A 17,782-nucleotide genomic window follows, 5' to 3' on the forward strand; every position below is an offset into this window, starting at 1 on the left:
GAACGCGGCCCGGCTGCGATCATCAGGACGGAGTTTCCGCCTTCGGTTGGTTGGAGTGCACATGGCCCTCGACGTCGACGCGATCCGCGCGCAGATACCCGCCCTGAAGTCCGGCTCCGCCCGCTTCGACGCGCCGGGCGGCACCCAGACCCCGCAGCCGGTGATCGACGCCATCGGCGAGGCACTGGCCAACCCGCTGGCCAACCGGGGCCTGACGACCGAGGGCGAGCGCAACGCGGACGGCATCGTCGCGGACGCCCGCGGCGCGCTCGGCGACCTGCTGGCCACCGACCCGCGGGGGATCGTCCTCGGCCGCAGCGCCACCCAGCTCGCCTACGACCTGTCCCGGACGCTCGCGAAGACCTGGGGGCCCGGGGACGAGGTGGTCGTCACCCGCCTCGACCACGACTCCAACATCCGGCCCTGGGTCCAGGCGGCCGAGGCGGTGGGCGCGAGCGTGCGGTGGGCGGACTTCGACCCGGCCACCGGGGAGCTGCTTGCCGAGCACATCGAGGCGGTGCTCTCCCCGCGCACCCGGCTGGTCGCCGTGACGGCCGCCTCCAACCTGATCGGCACCATGCCCGATCTGCCGGCCGTCGCCCGTCTGGCGCACGGAGTCGGCGCTCTGCTGCACGTGGACGCCGTGCACTACGCCTCGCACGCGGTCGTCGACCCGGCTGCGCTCGGCGCGGACACGCTGGTCTGCTCGCCGTACAAGTTCCTCGGTCCGCACCTGGGCGTGCTGGCGGCGCGGCCCGAGTTCCTGGAGACCCTGCGCCCGGACAAGCTGCTGCCGTCCAGCGACGCCGTCCCCGAGCGGTTCGAGCTGGGCACGCTGCCGTACGAACTGCTGGCCGGCACCCGTGCCGCAGTGGACTTCCTCGCCGGTCTGGAACCGGACGCGCACGGCGGCCGCAGGGAGCGGCTCGTCGCCTCCTTCGCCGCCCTGGAGACGCACGAGGACGCGTTGCGCCGGCGGATCGAGGCAGGGCTGGCGGACCTCGGCGGCATCACCGTCCACTCCCGGGCCGCGCGGCGCACGCCCACCCTGCTGTTCACCGTGGCGGGCCTGAGCCCGGCCGAGGTGTACCGGCGGCTCGCCGAGCACGGGGTCGACGCGCCCGCCGGCACCTTCTACGCGCTGGAGGCCTCGCGCCACCTGGGCCTCGGCGACGAGGGCGGGGTCCGCGTCGGCCTCGCGCCCTACACCAGCGCCGACGACGTCGACCGCCTCCTGACGGCCCTCGCCGCTCTCACCACCTGACCGGAGGTCCCGGCGCCCGGGCTCACCCCAGCGGCACCGTCACCCCACCCGCGCCGCGCGCGCTCCCGCCGCCCGCGACCCGCACGGTGAACGGCCGGTCGGTGCCGGTGGCGGTGACCCGCAGGACGTCGCCGTCGCGGCGTACGCGGAACGTGGCGGCCGGGGTGCCCAGCAGGTCGGGCACGGTGACCTCGGTCGCGTACTCCGCGCCGGCGGCGGGCGGGTGGACCAGCAGCGTCGGGTCGTCCAGCCAGTCGCCGTCGGGGCGCCGGTCGTCGGAGGCCAGCGGCAGGACCGCGCCCTCGCGGACGTACAGCGGCAGGCTGTCGAAGGCGTGCCGTTCGGTGCGCCAGGCCGGGCCCGTGACGCGGTCGCCGGTCAGGAGGTGGGTCCAGGTGCCCTCGGGGAGGTAGACCTCCACCTCGCCGTCCTCGGTGAACACCGGGGCGACCAGGAGGTCCGGGCCGAGCATGTACTGGCGGTCCAGCGGGCGGCAGCCGGGATCGTGCGGGAACTCCAGGAGCATCGGACGCATCATCGGCACGCCGGTGCGGTGGGCCTCGGCGGCGACGCCGTACAGGTAGGGCATCAGGCGGTGCTTGAGGAGGGTGAACCGGCGGGCCACGTCGACCGCCTCCTCGCCGAACTCCCAGGGCACCCGGTACGACGAGGAGCCGTGCAGCCTGCTGTGCGAGGAGAGCAGGCCGAAGGCCAGCCAGCGTGTGAAGACCGCGGCGTCGGGCGTGCCCTCGAAGCCCCCGATGTCGTGGCTCCAGAAGCCGAAGCCGCTCAGGGAGAGCGACAGTCCGCCCCGCAGGGACTCGGCCATCGCCTCGAAGGACGACCAGCAGTCGCCGCCCCAGTGGACGGGGTACTGCTGCCCGCCCGCGGTCGCCGAGCGGGCGAAGAGGACCGCCTCGCCCTGGCCGCGCTCCTTCTCCAGGAGTTCGAAGACGGTGCGGTTGAAGAGGTGGGTGTAGTAGTTGTGCATGCGCTCCGGGTCGGAGCCGTCGTGCCAGACGACGTCGGTGGGGACGCGCTCGCCGAAGTCGGTCTTGAAGGAGTCCACGCCCTGGTCGAGCAGGGGCTTGAGCTTCCCGGCGAACCAGTCGCGGGCGGCGGGATCGGTGAAGTCGACCAGGCCCATCCCGGCCTGCCACAGGTCCCACTGCCAGACGTCGCCGTCCGGCCTGCGGACCAGGTGCCCGAGGGCGGCGGCCTCGTCGAAGAGCGGGGACTTCTGGGCGATGTAGGGGTTGATCCAGACGCTGACCTTCAGTCCCTTCGCCTTGAGCCGGGCGAGCATGCCCGCCGGGTCGGGGAAGACGTCCGGGTCCCACTGGAAGTCGCACCACTGGTACTCGCGCATCCAGAAGCAGTCGAAGTGGAAGACGGTCAGCGGGATGCCGCGTTCGGCCATGCCGTCCACGAAGGACGTCACGGTCCGCTCGTCGTACGACGTGGTGAAGGACGTGGTGAGCCAGAGGCCGAAGGACCAGGCCGGGGGGAGGGCGGGGCGGCCGGTGAGGGCGGTGTAGCGGGTGAGGACGTCCTTGGGGGTGGGCCCGGCGACGACGTAGTACTCCAGCGTCTGGTCCTCGACGCTGAACTGCACCTGGCCCACGGACTCGGAGCCGACCTCGAAGGAGACCGCGCCGGGGTGGTTGACGAAGACGCCGTAGCCGCGCGAGGAGAGGTAGAACGGGATGTTCTTGTAGGCCTGCTCGCTGCTGGTGCCGCCGTCGGCCTGCCACATGTCGACGACCTGGCCGTTCTTGACGAACGGGGTGAAGCGCTCGCCCAGGCCGTAGACCTGCTCGCCGACGCCGAGCGAGAGCCGGCTCAGCATGTGGTGGGCGCCGTCGCCGGTGGTGGCGAAGGCGGTGCCCTTGGCGTTCGCCCGGGTCAGCTCGCGTCCGTCCCCGTCGTGGAAGGTCAGACCCCAGGGACCGGCGCGGTCCAGCCGCAGGGTGAGCGGGCCGCTGGTCAGCTCGGTGACGGTGCCGTCCTGGCGCACCGCGCCGGCGCCGTCGGCCGGGTCCGCGAGGGCGAAGTCGGGGCCGGGGCCGCGTTTTCCGGCGTGATGGGTGACGCGCACGCCGATGACCCCCTCGGCGGGCGAGAAGCATTCGACCGTGAGCAGCGGCGCGTTGAGCGTGTCCCCCCTCCGCGCCACCTTCTTCACGGCGGCATAGGCAGTGAAGCGCTTCGATTCCGGGCGTACATCGCGTACCTCGGTGGCGTACGAGAGATGCACACCCTCACGGATGAGCCAGAAGCCGTCGGTGAACTTCATGATCTTCCTCGGGTGGGGCGGGAGCTGTCGGATGGGGAGCGCAGAAGCCGTCGCACAGCAGGTTGATCGTACACAGAACCCCTTCCGGCTCCGAGGTGTTCACGCCAACTCCACCGCCTTGAACTGGAAGGATCACCGAAAACAACACCACGGTCACCGCACGGAGTGAAGAGGTCGGGGTTGCCTCGGTCTAGCGCGGGAGCGGGTGCTTGACGTATTAGTCATCCCATCAAACAAAAAGGTCCGGCGGGGCAGCCGGACGGGACGACAGCAAGGGCCGCACCATGTCGAAGCGCTTCACCTCGCTCGCCACCGCTTCCGTGCTGGTCGCCGGGGCGGCGCTGGCCGGCTGCGGACAGCAGCGCGACGCCGACGTCTACACCGTGATGAATTCCTCGACCGACGAGTCCTACCACCGCTGGGACGCCGAGGCGATGGCCCGCTGCGGGGAGCGGCTGGGGGTGACCATCGAGCAGCAGAGCGTTCCGGCGGCGCAGGTGATGACGAAGGCGCTGCGCATGGCGTCGTCCAAGTCGCTGCCGGACATCGTGCAGTTCGACGCGTCCGAGATGCCGACGTTCGCCGAGGCGGGCGGCCTGGTCGACCTCGGGACGCTCGGGCTGAGTACCGACGGCATACCCGAGGGCATCGTCGACTTCGGCTCCTACAAGGGGACGTACTACGGCGCGGCCCGGTCCGTGAACACGCTCGCCCTGTTCTACGACAAGGACGTCCTCGACGAGGCGGGCGTGCGAGTACCCACCACCTGGGACCAGTTGCGGGAGACCGCGAAGCAGCTCACCCGGGGCGGGCGGTACGGACTGGCGCTCAGCGCGGGCGGCGCGGAGGACGGCGTCTTCCAGTTCTTGCCGTTCATGTGGTCCAACGGCGGCGACGAGACCGAGTTGGACGGTCCGAAGGTGGTCGAGGCCCTCGACTACTGGAAGGGCCTGCTGACGGACGGTTCGCTCTCGAAGTCCACGGTCAACTGGACGCAGGCGGACGTCAACGACCAGTTCATGGCCGGCAACGCGGCGATGATGATCAACGGGCCGTGGCAGGTGGAGACCCTCAACGGCGACGAGTCGCTGCACTGGGGCATCGCGCCGATCCCGGTCCCCCGTGCCGGCGACGACTCGGTGGGCCCCCTCGGCGGCGCCGTGCTCACCGTGCCCAACACCGGTGACGGGGCCCGGGAGAGGACGGCCGGGAGGATCGTGGCCTGCCTGTCGAGCGAGAAGGAGCAGCTCACCTACGCGCTCAACAGCTGGATGGTCCCGGCCAACGCCCGGGCCGCCGCCGCCTGGCGCGAACGGGTGCCCGAACTGGACTCCCTCGCCGACCAGGTGGCCGTCGCCCGGTCCCGGACGGCGCAGCTCGGCGCCGGCTGGTCGAGTGTGTCGCTCGCCCTGCAGAGCGCCTTCCAGTCCGCCCTGACCGGCCAGTCCAGTGAGTCCGCCCTGAAGCGCGCCCAGCAGCGGGCCACGAGCGGGAACTGAGGTACACCCCCATGACCACGCCCACCGTCACCGCCCGGACCCGGCGCCGGCTCGCGCAGTGGGGGTTCGTCGCCCCCGCCGTCGTCTTCATGCTGCTGTTCTTCGGCTATCCGCTGGTCCGCAACGTCGTGATGAGCTTCCAGCACTACACGCCGAAGACCTTCTTCACCGGTGAGGCGCCCTTCAACGGGGCCGACAACTGGTCAGGCGTGTTCCAGGACGCGCTGTTCGGCAAGGCGCTGTGGCACACGCTGGTGTTCACCGCCGGATCGCTGCTCGGACAGTTCTGCATCGGGCTGGCGCTCGCGGTCTTCTTCAGCCGCCGCTTCCCGCTGAACGGCGTGCTGCGTTCGCTGATCCTGCTGCCCTGGCTGGTGCCCATGGTGGTCTCCGGCATCGTGTGGCGGCGCATCCTCGACCAGGACACCGGCGTGCTGAACTCGTTCCTCGACACCCTCGGGGCGGGCGGGCACACTCCCTGGCTGACCAGCCCGGACCTTGCCCTGCTGTCGGTCGTCCTGGTCAACGTCTGGATCGGCATCCCGTTCAACATGGTCATCCTGTACGGCGGCCTCCAGGAGATCCCGAAGGAGCTGCACGAGGCGGCCGCGCTGGACGGCGCGTCGGCGTGGCGGACCTTCCGCTCCGTCACGCTGCCGGTGCTCAGGCCGGTCGTCACGGTCGTGCTGGTGCTGGGGTTCATGTCGACGGTGAAGATCCTGGACCTGATCCTCGCCCTGACCGACGGCGGCCCGGCCGACGCCACGCAGACACTCGGCACCCTGACGTACCAGAACTCCTTCGTCCAGCTGGACTTCGGCGCGGGCGCCGTGGTCGGCAACGTACTCATCCTGATCTCCGCCGTGTTCGCGGTGTTCTATCTGCGGGCCAACCGCACCGAGGGGAAGTGACCGACGATGGCCACCCACACGCCCACCGCGTCCCGGCGCCGCTGGGGCTCCACCGTCGCCGGCGTGCTCGTCCTCGGCGTGATGCTGTTCCCGCTGTACTGGATGCTCAACACCGCGCTTCAGCCCGAGTCGGGGCTGCTCCAGGTCGACCCGGTGCCGGGGGGCCTCGACCTGTCCGGCTTCTCCAAGGCGATCCGCGACCAGGGCGGGCACCTGCTGACCTCACTGGCCGTCTCGCTCGGCGCGGTCGCCCTCTGCCTCGCGATCTCGGCGCCGGCCGCGTACGGGCTCGCGCGGTTCGGGCTGCGCGGCTCGCGCACCATCGTGTTCGGCACCCTGATCACCCAGATGGTGCCGGGCATCGTCATCGCCAACGCGCTCTACAACTCGTACGTGGACCTGGGCCTGGTCAACTCCTACTTCGGCCTGATGCTCGCGGACGCCTCGCTGGGCATCCCGTTCTCCATCGTGCTGATGCGCTCCTTCATGGTGTCGATCCCGGGCGAGGTGATCGAGGCCGCGCAGATCGACGGGGCCGGGCCGGTCCGGACGTTCGCGCGGGTGGTGCTGCCGATGAGCCGCAACTCGCTGATCACCTCGGGGCTGTTCGCGTTCCTGTTCGCGTGGAGCGACTTCATGTTCGCGCTGACCCTGAACACGACCGACGAGGTCAAGCCCGTCACCCTGGGCATCTACCAGTACATCGGCGCGCACGTCGGCGACTGGGGCTCGGTCATGGCCGCCTCCGTGCTCTCCGCGGTACCGGCGGCGATCCTGCTCGTGCTCGCCCAGAAGTACATCGCCGCCGGGATCACCGGCGGCTCCGTCAAATGACGCGGGCGGCGAGCCGTGCCTTGCCGCCGTCCCCGTCCGGCGCCTAGCCTGACTTTGTGCCGCTAATAAACAAAACCCGATCGCACAGCGCCGTGCCGGGTCCCCGCGACAATCTCACCCGCCTGCGCATCGCCCTGACCGCCTTCTTCGCCCTCGACGGCTTCGTCTTCGCCGGCTGGGTGGTGCGCATCCCCGCCATCAAGGAGCAGACCGGTGCCTCCGCCAGCGCCCTGGGGCTGGCCCTGCTCGGTGTCTCGGCCGGTGCCGTCGTCACCATGACGCTCACCGGCCGGCTGGTCCGCCGCTACGGCAGCCATCCCGTCACCGTCGCCTGCGCGGTCCTGCTCTGCCTGAGCATCGCCCTGCCCCCGCTCACCCACTCGGCGCTCGCCCTGGGCGCCGTCCTCCTGGTCTTCGGCAGCGCGTACGGCGGGATCAACGTCGCCTTCAACAGCGCCGCCGTCGATCTGGTGGCCGTGCTGCGGCGGCCGATCATGCCGAGCTTCCACGCGGCGTTCAGCCTCGGCGGCATGGTCGGCGCCGGGCTCGGCGGGCTGGTCGCCGGGTCGCTGTCCCCGACGCGGCACCTGCTCGGCCTCACGTTGCTCGGACTGCTCGTCACCCTCGTCGCGGGCCGCGCCCTGCTGCGGTGCGAACCCGCCGCGCCGCCCGACCGCCCGGCCGGGGGCGACGGCTCCCCGCGCCGCCTCGACCGCCGGACCCGCCGGCTGGTCGTCACCTTCGGCCTGATCGCCCTGTGCACGGCGTACGGCGAGGGCGCCATGGCCGACTGGGGCGCCCTGCACCTGGAACAGGACCTGGACGCCTCGCCGGGTCTGGCCGCCGCCGGCTACTCCTGCTTCGCCCTCGCCATGACCGTCGGCCGGCTGACCGGCACGACCCTGCTGGAGCGGCTGGGCCGGACCACCACGGTGGTGGCGGGCGGCACCACCGCCGTGGCCGGGATGCTGCTCGGCTCGCTCGCCCCGTCGGTGTGGGCGGCCCTGTTCGGCTTCGCGATCACCGGACTGGGACTCGCCAACATCTTCCCGGTCGCCGTCGAACGGGCCGGCGCCCTGGGCGGACCGAGCGGTGTGGCGACCGCGTCCACGCTGGGATACGGCGGCATGCTGCTCGGGCCGCCCGCGATCGGCTTCATGGCGGACTGGTTCTCCCTGCCGGCCGCGCTCACCAGCGTGGCGGCGCTCGCGGCGGTCGCGGTGCTCGTCGCGGTGGCGACCCGGCGCGCGGCGGTGGAGGGCTGAGGCGCGGGGCCGGTCAGCGCACCAGCATCCGGTTCAGCACGGCCCGCTGCACCGGGAGCGCCACGCCGTGCCGGGCCCGCCCCTCGGCGGTGAGCGCCACCCGGACGCCCCGCCGGTCCTCCGGGCACAGGGAGCGCTCGACGAGGCCGTCCTTCTCCAGGCGGGCGACCAGCCGGGACAGCGCGCTCTGGCTCAGGTGGACCCGCTCGGAGATCTGCTGCACCCGGTAGCCGCAGGCGCCGTCGGCGTCCGGTGAGCCCGCCAGGATGTCGAGCACCTCGAAGTCGCTTCCGCAGAGCCCGTGTTGGTGCAGCGCGCGGTCGAGTTCGCACTGGGTCCTGGCGTGCAGTGCCAGCATGCCGCGCCACCGCGCGACGAGCGCCTGTTCGGACCTGTCCCCCGCCATGGGCGCACCGTAGCAGAGCGCACGCGGCCCGGAAGACCGGTCGCCGGGCCGGCCCGGTCCTGCCAGACTTGCCGGCATGGAGACATACGGGGGACGGCGTACGCAGGGCGAGCGGGACGCGATGACGGTCGAGATCGGCTACGCGCTGTGCAGCGCGGCGTTCGCGGCGGCCGTGCTGTTCGGGGCCGTGGCGGGACCCGCGTATCTCTTCGCCCTGCCGGCCGGTTGGCGGGGTGTGCTCGTGACCGCGGGGGCGGTGTCGGCCGTCGCGGTGTTCCTGGTGCGGGTGGTGAGTGTGCTGGTGCGGTTCGGACGCGGGGGTCAGCCCAGCCAGCCCGGCCGCACCAACCCCGACTCGTAGGCGAGCACGACCAGTTGGGCGCGGTCGCGGGCGCCCAGCTTGACCATGGTGCGGCTGACGTGGGTCTTGGCGGTGAGCGGGCTGACGACCAGTCTGCGGGCGATCTCCTCGTTGGACAGGCCGATGCCGACCAGGGCCATCACCTCCCGCTCCCGCTCGGTCAGCCGGGCCAGCTCCCCTGCCGCCGCGGGCTCCTTGGAGCGGGCGGCGAACTCGGCGATCAGGCGCCGGGTCACCCCCGGCGACAGCAGCGCGTCGCCGTCCACCACCGCGCGCACGGCGCGCAGGAGTTCCTCGGGTTCGGTGTCCTTGACCAGGAAGCCGGAGGCGCCCGAGCGGATGGCCTCGAAGACGTACTCGTCGAGTTCGAAGGTGGTGAGCATGACGACCCTCACCTCCCGCAGGCCGGCGTCCCCGGTGATCCGGCGGGTCGCGGCCAGACCGTCGAGCAGCGGCATGCGGATGTCCATCAGGACGACGTCGGGGCGCAGTTCGCGGATCGCGCGCACCGCCTCCTCGCCGTCGGCGGCCTCGGCGACCACCTCGATGTCCGCCTGGGCGTCCAGCAGGGCCCGGAATCCGGCCCGTACCAGTGACTGGTCGTCGGCGAGCAGTACGCGGATCACCGGTCCTCCTCCTTCGTGTGCGCCACGTCGATCGGCAGCGCGGCGAGCACGCGGAAGCCGCCGTCGGCGCGCGGGCCCGCCTCGATGGTGCCACCCAGCGCGGCCGCCCGCTCCCGCATGCCGGCCAGCCCGTTGCCGCTACCGCCCGCGTCGGCGCCCGTCGCCGGTCCGTCGTCGTCGACGCGCAGCCGCAGGGTGCGGCCGTCCCGGTCGAGGCGCACGCGCGCGTGCCGCGAACCCGAGTGCCGCACCACGTTGGTGAGCGCCTCCTGGACGATGCGGAACGCCGCCAGGTCGGTACCGGGCGACAGTCGCGGCGGCTCCCCCTCGACCTCGACGGTGAGGCCCGCGCTCGCCGCCTGCTCAACCAGTTCGGGCAGCCGGTCCAGGCCGGGGGCCGGTGCGCGCGGCGCGTCTCCGGGGGTGCGCAGGGCGTCGAGGACCTGCCGCACCTCGCCGAGCGCCTCCTTGCTCTGGTCCTTGATGGTGGTGAGCGCGGTGCGCGCCTGCTCCGGGTCGGAGTCGAGGAGGGCGAGTCCGACGCCCGCCTGCACATTGATCACGGAGATGCTGTGCGCGAGGACGTCGTGCAGCTCACGGGCGATCCGCAGCCGTTCCTCGTCCGCGCGGCGCTTCGCCGCCTGGGCCCGTTCGGCCCGTTCCCGCGCCCACTGCTCGCGCCGGGTCCGGGCCAGCTCCGACAGTGCCACGATCGCCACCACCCAGGTGGCGATGACGATCTCCTCTCCCCAGGAGGCGGCGGAGTCCCCGGACGGCGGGAGCCGGCGGTAGAGCCAGTGCGACACCAGGGCGTGCCCGGCCCACAGCGTGACCATCGCCGTCCACGCGGCCCGGCGGTGCCCGGTGACGACGGCACTGAAGCAGGCCACCGCGACGGCCACGAACACCGGCCCGTACGGGTATCCGGAGCCGAGGTAGAGCAGCGTGGCCGCCGCCGTGCCGAACACCACGGGCACCGGGTGGCGCTGCCGCCACAGCAGGGCGGCCGCGGTGACGAACAGCAGCACCCGTGCGAAGGGGTCCAGACCGGCCCGTTCCCCCGCCTGGGCGTGCGCGGCGAAGTTGGAGCCGATCAGCACGAACGCCGTGATCAGCGCGGTGGAACGCCAGGGCCACCGGGGGCGGCGCCCCTCGTCGTCCCGCCGGTCCCACCACGGGGGCCCGTGCCGCCACCACTGCGGTGGCCCGCCGCGGCGCTCGCGCTGTCCGTCCATGCCGCCACGCTAGACGCCGTGTGCCTCCGGCGGCGTCAGCCGGGCGTGGTGATCACCGGTACTCCCGGGGAAGTACGGCGCGGCTCCGCCCCGGGGGGAGGGCGGCGGTGAGCGGGGGCTTCTGACGGTGGACGGGTGCGGGTGGCCGGGGCTGGGCGCGCAGTTCCCCGCGCCCCTGGGTGGGTCGGGGCGACGCGTCTCCAGGAGTGCGAGGGCAACGGTGCTCGGGCCGGGCGGGTCAGGAATCGGCCCCCTCGTTCGCCGAGGTGTCGGTGGGGCGCCGGTCCATGGCCGTCAGGGCGCGCTGGGCCAGCGGGTGGCCGCGGACCAGTTCGCCCAGGGACGTCGATCCCTGCGTGATGTCCTTGAACGCCTTCCAGGCCGGCCGGAACCCGGTCAGGGCCGCGTGGAAGAGACCGGGGCGGCGCTCGAACACCGTCAGCATCCGCTTGCCGACGCTCATCTCCACGCCGAGGCCGGCCTTGATGGCGAAGGCGTAGTTCAGGGCCTGCCTGCGCGCGTCCACCGCGTCGTGCGCCTCCGAGATCCGCACCGCCCACTCCCCCGCGAGCCGGCCCGACCGCAGCGCGAAGGAGATGCCCTCACGGGTCCACGGCTCCAGGAGGCCCGCCGCGTCGCCGCAGACCAGGACCCGGCCGCGGGAGAGCGGCGAGTCGTCCGCGCGGCAGCGCGTCAGATGGCCGGAGGAGATGCTCGGCTCGAAGCCGGCGAGGCCGAGCCGGCCGACGAAGTCCTCCAGGTACCGCTTGGTCGCCGCGCCCTCGCCCCGCGCCGAGATCACCCCGACGGTGAGCGTGTCGCCCTTGGGGAAGACCCACCCGTAACTGCCGGGCATCGGCCCCCAGTCGATGAGGACGCGACCCTTCCAGTCCTCGGCGACCGTGTCCGGCACCGGGATCTCCGCCTCCAGGCCGAGATCGACCTGGTCCAGCTTCACCCCGACGTGGGCGCCTATCCGGCTGGCGCTGCCGTCCGCGCCGACGACCGCGCGCGCCAGCACCGTCTCCCCGCCCTGGAGGACGACGGCGACGGTGCGCCGGTCCGGGACCGCCGACCCGTGCTGCTCCACCCGGGCCACCGTCGCCCCGGTGCGCACCTCGGCGCCCGCCTTCTGCGCGTGCTCGACGAGCTGCTGGTCGAACTCGGGCCGGTTGATCAGCCCGAAGAGCATCTGCCGGGAGCGCCGGGTCCGGGTGAAGCGTCCGTTGTTCGAGAACGTCACCGCGTGCACCCGGTCCCGGAAGGGCAGCTCGAAGCCGGGCGGAAGGGTGTCCCTCGAAGGGCCGATGATGCCGCCGCCGCACGTCTTGTAGCGGGGCAGCTCCGCCTTCTCCAGCACCAGCACGCGGCGCCCCGCGACCGCCGCCGCGTAGGCGGCCGAGGCCCCTGCCGGTCCCGCGCCCACCACGACGACGTCCCAGACCTGACGCGCGTCGTCCGCCGAAGAGTTCTCGCTGCTCACGATGGTCTACTGCTCCGATCAAACCGCATGCCGCACCTGACCCCCGCATCCTACGGCGGCCATCGCCGCAGGCCACTGTGGGAGGATCGGCCCATCAATCCAAGTACTCCTTGGTACAACGTCGCACCCACAAGGAGCGTGCCCATGTCGTCGAATCCGGTCGCCGAGACCGTCTCCTCGCTGCTGCCCCGCGCGAAGGAGGAACTCGCCGCGCTGGTGGCCTTCAAATCGGTGGCGGACTTCGACCAGTTCCCGCGCAGCGAGAGCGTCGGCGCCGCCAACTGGATAGCCTCCGCCCTGCGCGCCGAGGGGTTCCAGGACGTGGACCTGCTCGACACACCGGACGGCACACAGTCGGTGTACGGGTACCTGCCCGGGCCCGAGGGCGCGAAGACGGTGCTGCTCTACGCGCACTACGACGTACAGCCGCCGCTGGACGAGGCCGGCTGGGTCACGCCGCCGTTCGAGCTGACCGAGCGGAACGGCCGCTGGTACGGGCGTGGCGCGGCCGACTGCAAGGGCGGTGTGCTGATGCACCTGCTGGCGCTGCGCGCGCTCAAGGCGAACGGCGGCGTGCCGGTGCACGTCAAGGTGATCGCCGAGGGTTCGGAGGAGCAGGGCACGGGCGGTCTGGAGCGGTACGCCGAGGCGCACCCGGAGTTGCTGGCCGCGGACACCATCGTCATCGGCGACGCGGGCAACTTCCGGGTCGGCCTGCCGACGGTCACCTCGACGCTGCGCGGCATGACGCTGGTGCGCGTGCGCGTGGACACCCTGGAAGGCAACCTGCACTCCGGCCAGTTCGGCGGTGCGGCGCCCGACGCGCTGGCCGCCCTGATCCGCGTACTGGACTCGCTGCGCGCCGAGGACGGCTCCACGACCGTCGACGGGCTGGCGGCGGACAGCGCGTGGGAGGGCCTGGCGTACGACGAGGAGCAGTTCCGCCGGGACGCGCGGGTGCTGGAGGGCGTGGAGCTGGTCGGCTCCGGTTCGGTCGCGGACCGGATCTGGGCCCGGCCGGCCGTCACCGTGCTCGGCATCGACTGCCCGCCGGTCGTCGGCGCCACCCCGTCGGTGCAGGCCGGCGCCCGCGCGCTGGTGAGCCTCCGGGTGCCGCCGGGCGTGGACGCCGCCGAGGCCACCAAGCTGCTCCAGGCGCACCTGGAGGCGCGCACGCCGTGGGGCGCCCGGGTCGCCGTCGAACAGATCGGCCAGGGCCAGGCGTTCCGCGCCGACACCTCCAGCCCGGCGTACCAGGCCATGGCGGACGCGATGTCGGTGGCGTACCCCGGCGAGCAGATGCAGTACGCCGGTCAGGGTGGCTCCATCCCGCTGTGCAACACCCTGGCGACGCTGTACCCGGAGGCCGAGATCCTGCTGATCGGCCTGAGCGAGCCGGAGGCGCAGATCCACGCGGTGAACGAGAGCGTGTCCCCTCAGGAGCTGGAGCGGCTGTCGGTCGCCGAGGCGCTGTTCCTGCGCAACTACGCGGCGAGCTGAGCCCGGGCGGCGCGGGTTCCGCCGTCGGCAGAGGGGCCTCGCCACCGCGCGGGGCCCTGCCCGCGGTCGTCCCGTGGACGTCATCCCATGGCCGTCATCCTGCCGCGTCCGCGCCTGCTGAGCTTCGCGGTCGGCCAGGCCCACCCTCTGGTGCGACGGTGACGACCTGACGCTGGTCGAGGCGGGGCGGCCCGGGCGGGTGCGGGCATCGTCGCGTGGGCCGGATCCGGTCACGGGGATCCGGGGACCGTCCGGGCCGGCCGGACGCCGCGGGAGTCGGCACGGAGCCACGGGGCGTCCCCCCCTGACGTCAGCCGACGGGGATGCCCGCCTCCAGGTAGAGGGCGGCTCCGCGTTCCCGGGCCCGCAGGGCCCAGCGCAGCCGCTCGTAGCGGACCGGGGGCAGCAGGCCGGCCGCCTCGTCCTCGGTGACGAAGCGCCAGTCGCGCAGTTCCTGACCGGGGAGCAGCACCCGGCCGGCGTCGGCGGAGTCGAGTCGTCCGCCGTCGAAGAGGAGCCGCAGACCGCCGTAGGCGGGGGGTGCGGGCCGTTCCCAGTCGACGACCAGCAGGGCGGGCACGTCGGCGAGGCGGATGCCGGTCTCCTCGTGGACCTCGCGCATGCCCGCGCGGGCGGGCGCCTCGCCGGGTTCGACGACCCCGCCGGGGAACTCCCAGCCCGGCTTGTAGGTGGGGTCGACCAGCAGCACGCGGTCCCGCTCGTCGAAGAGCAGGACACCGGCGGCGACGGTCTCTCCCGTGGGCTCCGGGGTCTGCACGATCTCGCAGGCCGGGGCGGCGCCGCTGCCGACGGCCTCGGCGACCCGGGCGGCGGCCTCGTACGGGGTGAGGGAGCCGGTGTCGACCGGGTGGGCGTCGGCCGTGAGCCAGGAGGCGAGGGCGGACCGGTAGGGCTCGATGTTGTCGTACGACCACTGCCGCACGCGCATCTCGCCGTCGGGCATGCCCTCCGGTATCTCGCGGCGGGCTATCCGCTCCCGCAGGATCGTTTCGGCCGGGGCCAGCAGGACGTGCCTGACCTCGATCCGGCGGGCGGCGAGACCGCCGAAGATCTCGTCCCGGTACTCCTGGCGGAGCAGGGTCATCGGGACCACGAGGGTCCCGCCGAGCTCGGCGAGCATCGCGGCCGCCGTGTCGATCACCAGGCGGCGCCAGATCGGCAGGTCCTGGAAGTCGCCCACCTCGGCGAGGCGTTTGGGCGGCAGCAGGTGTGCGAGTGCCCCGCCGATGATCTCGGGGTCGAAGAGCGTGCTGTTCGGGATCAGTTCGATCAGTTCCCGTGCGGTGGTGGTCTTCCCCGCACCGAACGCGCCGTTGATCCAGACGACGGTCACAGGTCCCCCTCTTCTGTTGGCCCCCTGTGGCTTGCCCGCTCCACCCTGCCACGGAAACCAGGCCCAGTTGAGGACGTACGGCAGCGGCGCCGGCGCCCCCGGGGAGAGGGGCGCCGGCGCCGTGGGTACCGATGGCGCGGCGGGCGTCAGCCCAGCTGTCCCAGGGCGTCGTCGTCCAGGGCCGGGCTCTCGGTGGCCACCGTGTCCTGGGCGGTGCTGACGGCGTCCTCCGCGCCGAGGCCGAGCGGGAGGTCGCTCGATTCGGAGTGGGACGGAGTGACGGCCGCGACGACGAAGCCGGTGGCGAGGGACGCGAGGGCGAGCATGCTGCGCTTCTTCATGCCCCGTTCAACTACGGGGCGACGCCAGGGTCACGGGTACGCCCCGGGAAGCGTCGGCCCAGCCCGCCCCTCCCGTCGTCGACCAGGGGCGACCGGCCACTCCTCCGCCGCCCGCCCGGCACCACGCGGCCGACCCGGGGCGGCGGCTCAGACGTGCGCCGCCGTCACCCCGGTCACCCTGGTCAGCGCCGCCGACGCCGCCCCCACGAGGCCCGCGTCCGTGCCCATCTGGGCCGGGACGACCACCAGGCGCTGGACGAAGGAGAGGGTCGCGTAGTCGGTCAGGGCCTTGCGCAGGGGGGTGAAGAGGACGTCGCCCGCCTTGCCCACGCCGCCGCCCACCACGGCGATGTCGATCTCGACCAGGGTCGCGGTGGCGGCGATACCGGCGGCCAGTGCCTGCGCGGCGCGCTCGAAGGAGGCGACCGCGACGGGGTCGCCCAGGCGGGCCGCGGCGGCGACCGCGGCGGCGGAGGTGTCGCCGTCCGGGCCGGGCCGCCAGCCGCCGTCCAGGGCGCGCCGGGCGATGTTGGGGCCGCTCGCTATGCGCTCGACGCAGCCGCGGGCACCACACGGGCAGGGATCCCCGTCCAGGTCCACGCTGATGTGACCGATGTGGCCGGAGTTGCCCGTCGGGCCGGGGTGCAGCCGGCCGCCGAGCACGAGTCCGCCGCCGACGCCCGTCGAGACCACCATGCACAGCGCGTTGTCGTGCCCGCGCGCCGCGCCCTGCCAGTGTTCGGCCGCCGTGATGGCCACCCCGTCGCCGATCAGCTCGACGGGCAGGTCGCCGACGGCGTCCCGGACCCGCCGGACCAGCGGGTAGTCGCGCCAGCCGGGCACGTTCACCGGACTGACGGTTCCGGCGGAGGCGTCCACCGGGCCCGCGCTGCCGATCCCGACGGCCGCGACCCGCCCCCACAGCGCCGACGCCGTCAGCTCCGCGAGCACGGCCTCGACGGCCCCCATCACGGTGTCGCCGTCCTCCCGGGCAGGCGTCGCACGCTGGGCGCGCGCGTGGATGCGGCCGTCGCCGTCCACCAGCGCACCGGCGATCTTGGTGCCGCCGATGTCCAGCGCTGCCACGAGGTCGGTGTGCATCAGAGTCGGATCTCCCCGTCGGACCGAAAACGAAAAAAGAAAGCGAAAAAAGGTGAACACAAGTGCGCACCGTGGACCGGTCCCAGGTGGGGACGAGGACCGGAGAGTGCGATGGACAGTGTCTCCCGCATCTGACAACGTTGTCCAGGCTCTATGCTCGACGCCACATCCTCATACAAACGCATGACCGACACATCCCCCGTGGACGACAGGAGCCGACGCACTCCCGTGGACGACAGGACAGGACACCGCATCGTGCCCGACACGACCCGCCGCGCAGACCGCCTCCCCGGGAACCGCTACGGCAATCGCCCGACCATGAAGGACGTCGCCGCCCGGGCCGGGGTCGGCCTGAAGACCGTCTCCCGGGTGGTCAACGGGGAGCCCGGCGTCACCCCGGAGACCGAGCGCCGCGTCCAGGAGGCCATCGACGCCCTCGGCTTCCGCCGCAACGACAGCGCGCGGGTGCTCCGCAAGGGACGGACCGCGAGCATCGGCCTCGTCCTGGAGGATCTGGCCGACCCCTTCTACGGGCCGCTCAGCCGCGCCGTGGAGGAGGTGGCCCGGGCGCACGGCGCGCTGCTGATCAACGGGTCCAGCGCGGAGGACCCGGACCGTGAGCAGGAGCTGGTGCTGGCGTTGTGCGCGCGGCGCGTCGACGGCCTCGTGGTCATTCCGGCCGGGGACGACCACCGGTACCTGGAGCCCGAGCTGAAGGCCGGCGTCGCGACGGTGTTCGTGGACCGCCCGGCGGGGCAGATCGACGCGGACGTGGTGGTGTCCGACAACTTCGGCGGCGCCCGCGACGGCGTGGCCCACCTCATCGCGCACGGGCACCGCAGGATCGGCTTCATCGGCGACATGCCCCGCATCCACACGGCCGCCGAGCGGCTGCGCGGCTACCGGGCCGCCATGGAGGACGCGGGCATCCCGGTGAAGGACGCCTGGATGTCCCTGGGCGTCACCGACCCCGAGCGGGTGCGCAGGGCGGCCGAGGACATGCTCGCGGACCCGGAGCCGGTCACCGCGATCTTCACCGGCAACAACCGGGTGACCGTCACCGTCATCCGCGTCCTGGCCGAGCACACCCCGGGTGTCGCCCTCGTCGGCTTCGACGACATCGAGCTGGCCGACCTGCTCCAGCCGGGCGTCACCGTGGTCGCGCAGGACGCGGCCGCCCTCGGCCGCACCGCCGCCGAACGCCTGTTCCGTCAGCTGGACGGCACCCTCCTCGCACCGGACCGCATCGAGCTGCCGACCAGGCTCGTCACCCGCGGCTCCGGCGAGCTGCCGCCGGCGGGCTGAG

The 17,782-nt window shown here is 73.0% G+C and carries 16 protein-coding genes; 8 read left to right on the forward strand and 8 right to left on the reverse strand.

The features are described 5' to 3' along the window. Positions 1-61 precede the first annotated feature (61 nt). Positions 62-1,264 (forward strand): cysteine desulfurase-like protein, encoded by a 1,203-nt coding sequence (locus ACZ67M_RS24795; protein WP_469852786.1) that lies wholly within the window; start codon positions 62-64, stop codon positions 1,262-1,264. 22 nt (positions 1,265-1,286) lie between these two features. Here ACZ67M_RS24795 and yicI read toward each other — a convergent pair whose 3' ends face one another. Beyond that, complete coding sequence (gene yicI / locus ACZ67M_RS24800; protein WP_469852787.1) at positions 1,287-3,560, reverse strand: alpha-xylosidase; 2,274 nt, start codon at positions 3,558-3,560, stop codon at positions 1,287-1,289. Positions 3,561-3,844: 284 nt separating this feature from the next. Between yicI and ACZ67M_RS24805 the strand changes: the two genes are divergently transcribed. From ACZ67M_RS24805 to ACZ67M_RS24820, 4 genes are all read left to right on the forward strand, one after another. Next, positions 3,845-5,059, forward strand: coding sequence for an ABC transporter substrate-binding protein (locus tag ACZ67M_RS24805; protein ID WP_392102983.1), 1,215 nt, complete (start codon positions 3,845-3,847; stop codon positions 5,057-5,059). Between the two features lie 11 nt (positions 5,060-5,070). After that, positions 5,071-5,970 (forward strand): carbohydrate ABC transporter permease, encoded by a 900-nt coding sequence (locus ACZ67M_RS24810; RefSeq protein ID WP_469852788.1) that lies wholly within the window; start codon positions 5,071-5,073, stop codon positions 5,968-5,970. 6 nt (positions 5,971-5,976) lie between these two features. Further along, the gene (locus tag ACZ67M_RS24815; RefSeq protein WP_392237835.1) at positions 5,977-6,804 is read left to right on the forward strand and encodes a carbohydrate ABC transporter permease; all 828 of its coding nucleotides are present in this window, start codon (positions 5,977-5,979) and stop codon (positions 6,802-6,804) included. Between the two features lie 92 nt (positions 6,805-6,896). Further along, positions 6,897-8,069 (forward strand): MFS transporter, encoded by a 1,173-nt coding sequence (locus tag ACZ67M_RS24820; RefSeq protein WP_392102979.1) that lies wholly within the window; start codon positions 6,897-6,899, stop codon positions 8,067-8,069. Positions 8,070-8,082: 13 nt separating this feature from the next. Here the strand turns inward: ACZ67M_RS24820 and ACZ67M_RS24825 are convergent, their stop codons facing one another. Continuing rightward, the gene (locus ACZ67M_RS24825) at positions 8,083-8,475 is read right to left on the reverse strand and encodes a MarR family winged helix-turn-helix transcriptional regulator (protein WP_469852790.1); all 393 of its coding nucleotides are present in this window, start codon (positions 8,473-8,475) and stop codon (positions 8,083-8,085) included. 76 nt (positions 8,476-8,551) lie between these two features. Between ACZ67M_RS24825 and ACZ67M_RS24830 the strand changes: the two genes are divergently transcribed. Then, entirely contained in the window at positions 8,552-8,836 is a 285-nt protein-coding gene (locus ACZ67M_RS24830; protein WP_361356014.1) for a DUF6332 family protein, read from the forward strand. On the opposite strand, the gene ACZ67M_RS24835 is transcribed toward ACZ67M_RS24830, so the two are convergent. The 3 genes from ACZ67M_RS24835 to ACZ67M_RS24845 form a co-directional block, all read right to left on the reverse strand. After that, positions 8,797-9,462, reverse strand: coding sequence for a response regulator (locus tag ACZ67M_RS24835; protein WP_392015272.1), 666 nt, complete (start codon positions 9,460-9,462; stop codon positions 8,797-8,799). The genes ACZ67M_RS24830 and ACZ67M_RS24835 overlap by 40 nt on opposite strands. Beyond that, entirely contained in the window at positions 9,459-10,697 is a 1,239-nt protein-coding gene (locus tag ACZ67M_RS24840) for a sensor histidine kinase (protein ID WP_392015274.1), read from the reverse strand. The genes ACZ67M_RS24835 and ACZ67M_RS24840 overlap by 4 nt, the downstream gene beginning before the upstream one ends. Positions 10,698-10,935: 238 nt before the next feature. Then, on the reverse strand, positions 10,936-12,180 hold the full coding sequence (locus ACZ67M_RS24845; RefSeq protein ID WP_361356008.1) for a geranylgeranyl reductase family protein: 1,245 nt from the start codon (positions 12,178-12,180) through the stop codon (positions 10,936-10,938). A gap of 144 nt (positions 12,181-12,324) precedes the next feature. On the opposite strand from ACZ67M_RS24845, the gene ACZ67M_RS24850 reads away from it, so the two are divergent. Continuing rightward, positions 12,325-13,680, forward strand: a complete 1,356-nt coding sequence (locus ACZ67M_RS24850; RefSeq protein WP_392015280.1) for a dipeptidase — start codon at positions 12,325-12,327, stop codon at positions 13,678-13,680. A gap of 310 nt (positions 13,681-13,990) precedes the next feature. Here ACZ67M_RS24850 and ACZ67M_RS24855 read toward each other — a convergent pair whose 3' ends face one another. From ACZ67M_RS24855 to ACZ67M_RS24865, 3 genes are all read right to left on the reverse strand, one after another. Continuing rightward, positions 13,991-15,034, reverse strand: a complete 1,044-nt coding sequence (locus ACZ67M_RS24855; protein WP_469852793.1) for an NUDIX hydrolase — start codon at positions 15,032-15,034, stop codon at positions 13,991-13,993. A gap of 146 nt (positions 15,035-15,180) precedes the next feature. Continuing rightward, the gene (locus tag ACZ67M_RS24860; protein WP_361356002.1) at positions 15,181-15,375 is read right to left on the reverse strand and encodes a hypothetical protein; all 195 of its coding nucleotides are present in this window, start codon (positions 15,373-15,375) and stop codon (positions 15,181-15,183) included. Between the two features lie 147 nt (positions 15,376-15,522). Further along, positions 15,523-16,476 (reverse strand): ROK family protein, encoded by a 954-nt coding sequence (locus ACZ67M_RS24865; RefSeq protein WP_392015284.1) that lies wholly within the window; start codon positions 16,474-16,476, stop codon positions 15,523-15,525. A 228-nt stretch (positions 16,477-16,704) separates the two neighbouring features. On the opposite strand from ACZ67M_RS24865, the gene ACZ67M_RS24870 reads away from it, so the two are divergent. Next, a complete protein-coding gene (locus tag ACZ67M_RS24870; RefSeq protein WP_361355998.1) occupies positions 16,705-17,781 on the forward strand; it encodes a LacI family DNA-binding transcriptional regulator in 1,077 nt (358 codons plus the stop codon). Position 17,782: the final 1 nt, after the last annotated feature.

The organism is Streptomyces sp. NPDC107500 (genome assembly GCF_055582785.1).

Bases quoted from the DNA above. Each gene is read 5' to 3' on its own strand.
- ACZ67M_RS24795 (WP_469852786.1), top strand. From the start codon at position 62: ATGGCCCTCGACGTCGACGCGATCCGCGCGCAGATACCCGCCCTGAAG.
- yicI (WP_469852787.1), bottom strand. From the start codon at position 3,560: ATGAAGTTCACCGACGGCTTCTGGCTCATCCGTGAGGGTGTGCATCTC.
- ACZ67M_RS24805 (WP_392102983.1), top strand. From the start codon at position 3,845: ATGTCGAAGCGCTTCACCTCGCTCGCCACCGCTTCCGTGCTGGTCGCC.
- ACZ67M_RS24810 (WP_469852788.1), top strand. From the start codon at position 5,071: ATGACCACGCCCACCGTCACCGCCCGGACCCGGCGCCGGCTCGCGCAG.
- ACZ67M_RS24815 (WP_392237835.1), top strand. From the start codon at position 5,977: ATGGCCACCCACACGCCCACCGCGTCCCGGCGCCGCTGGGGCTCCACC.
- ACZ67M_RS24825 (WP_469852790.1), bottom strand. From the start codon at position 8,475: ATGGCGGGGGACAGGTCCGAACAGGCGCTCGTCGCGCGGTGGCGCGGC.
- ACZ67M_RS24830 (WP_361356014.1), top strand. From the start codon at position 8,552: ATGGAGACATACGGGGGACGGCGTACGCAGGGCGAGCGGGACGCGATG.
- ACZ67M_RS24840 (WP_392015274.1), bottom strand. From the start codon at position 10,697: ATGGACGGACAGCGCGAGCGCCGCGGCGGGCCACCGCAGTGGTGGCGG.
- ACZ67M_RS24850 (WP_392015280.1), top strand. From the start codon at position 12,325: ATGTCGTCGAATCCGGTCGCCGAGACCGTCTCCTCGCTGCTGCCCCGC.
- ACZ67M_RS24860 (WP_361356002.1), bottom strand. From the start codon at position 15,375: ATGAAGAAGCGCAGCATGCTCGCCCTCGCGTCCCTCGCCACCGGCTTC.
- ACZ67M_RS24865 (WP_392015284.1), bottom strand. From the start codon at position 16,476: ATGCACACCGACCTCGTGGCAGCGCTGGACATCGGCGGCACCAAGATC.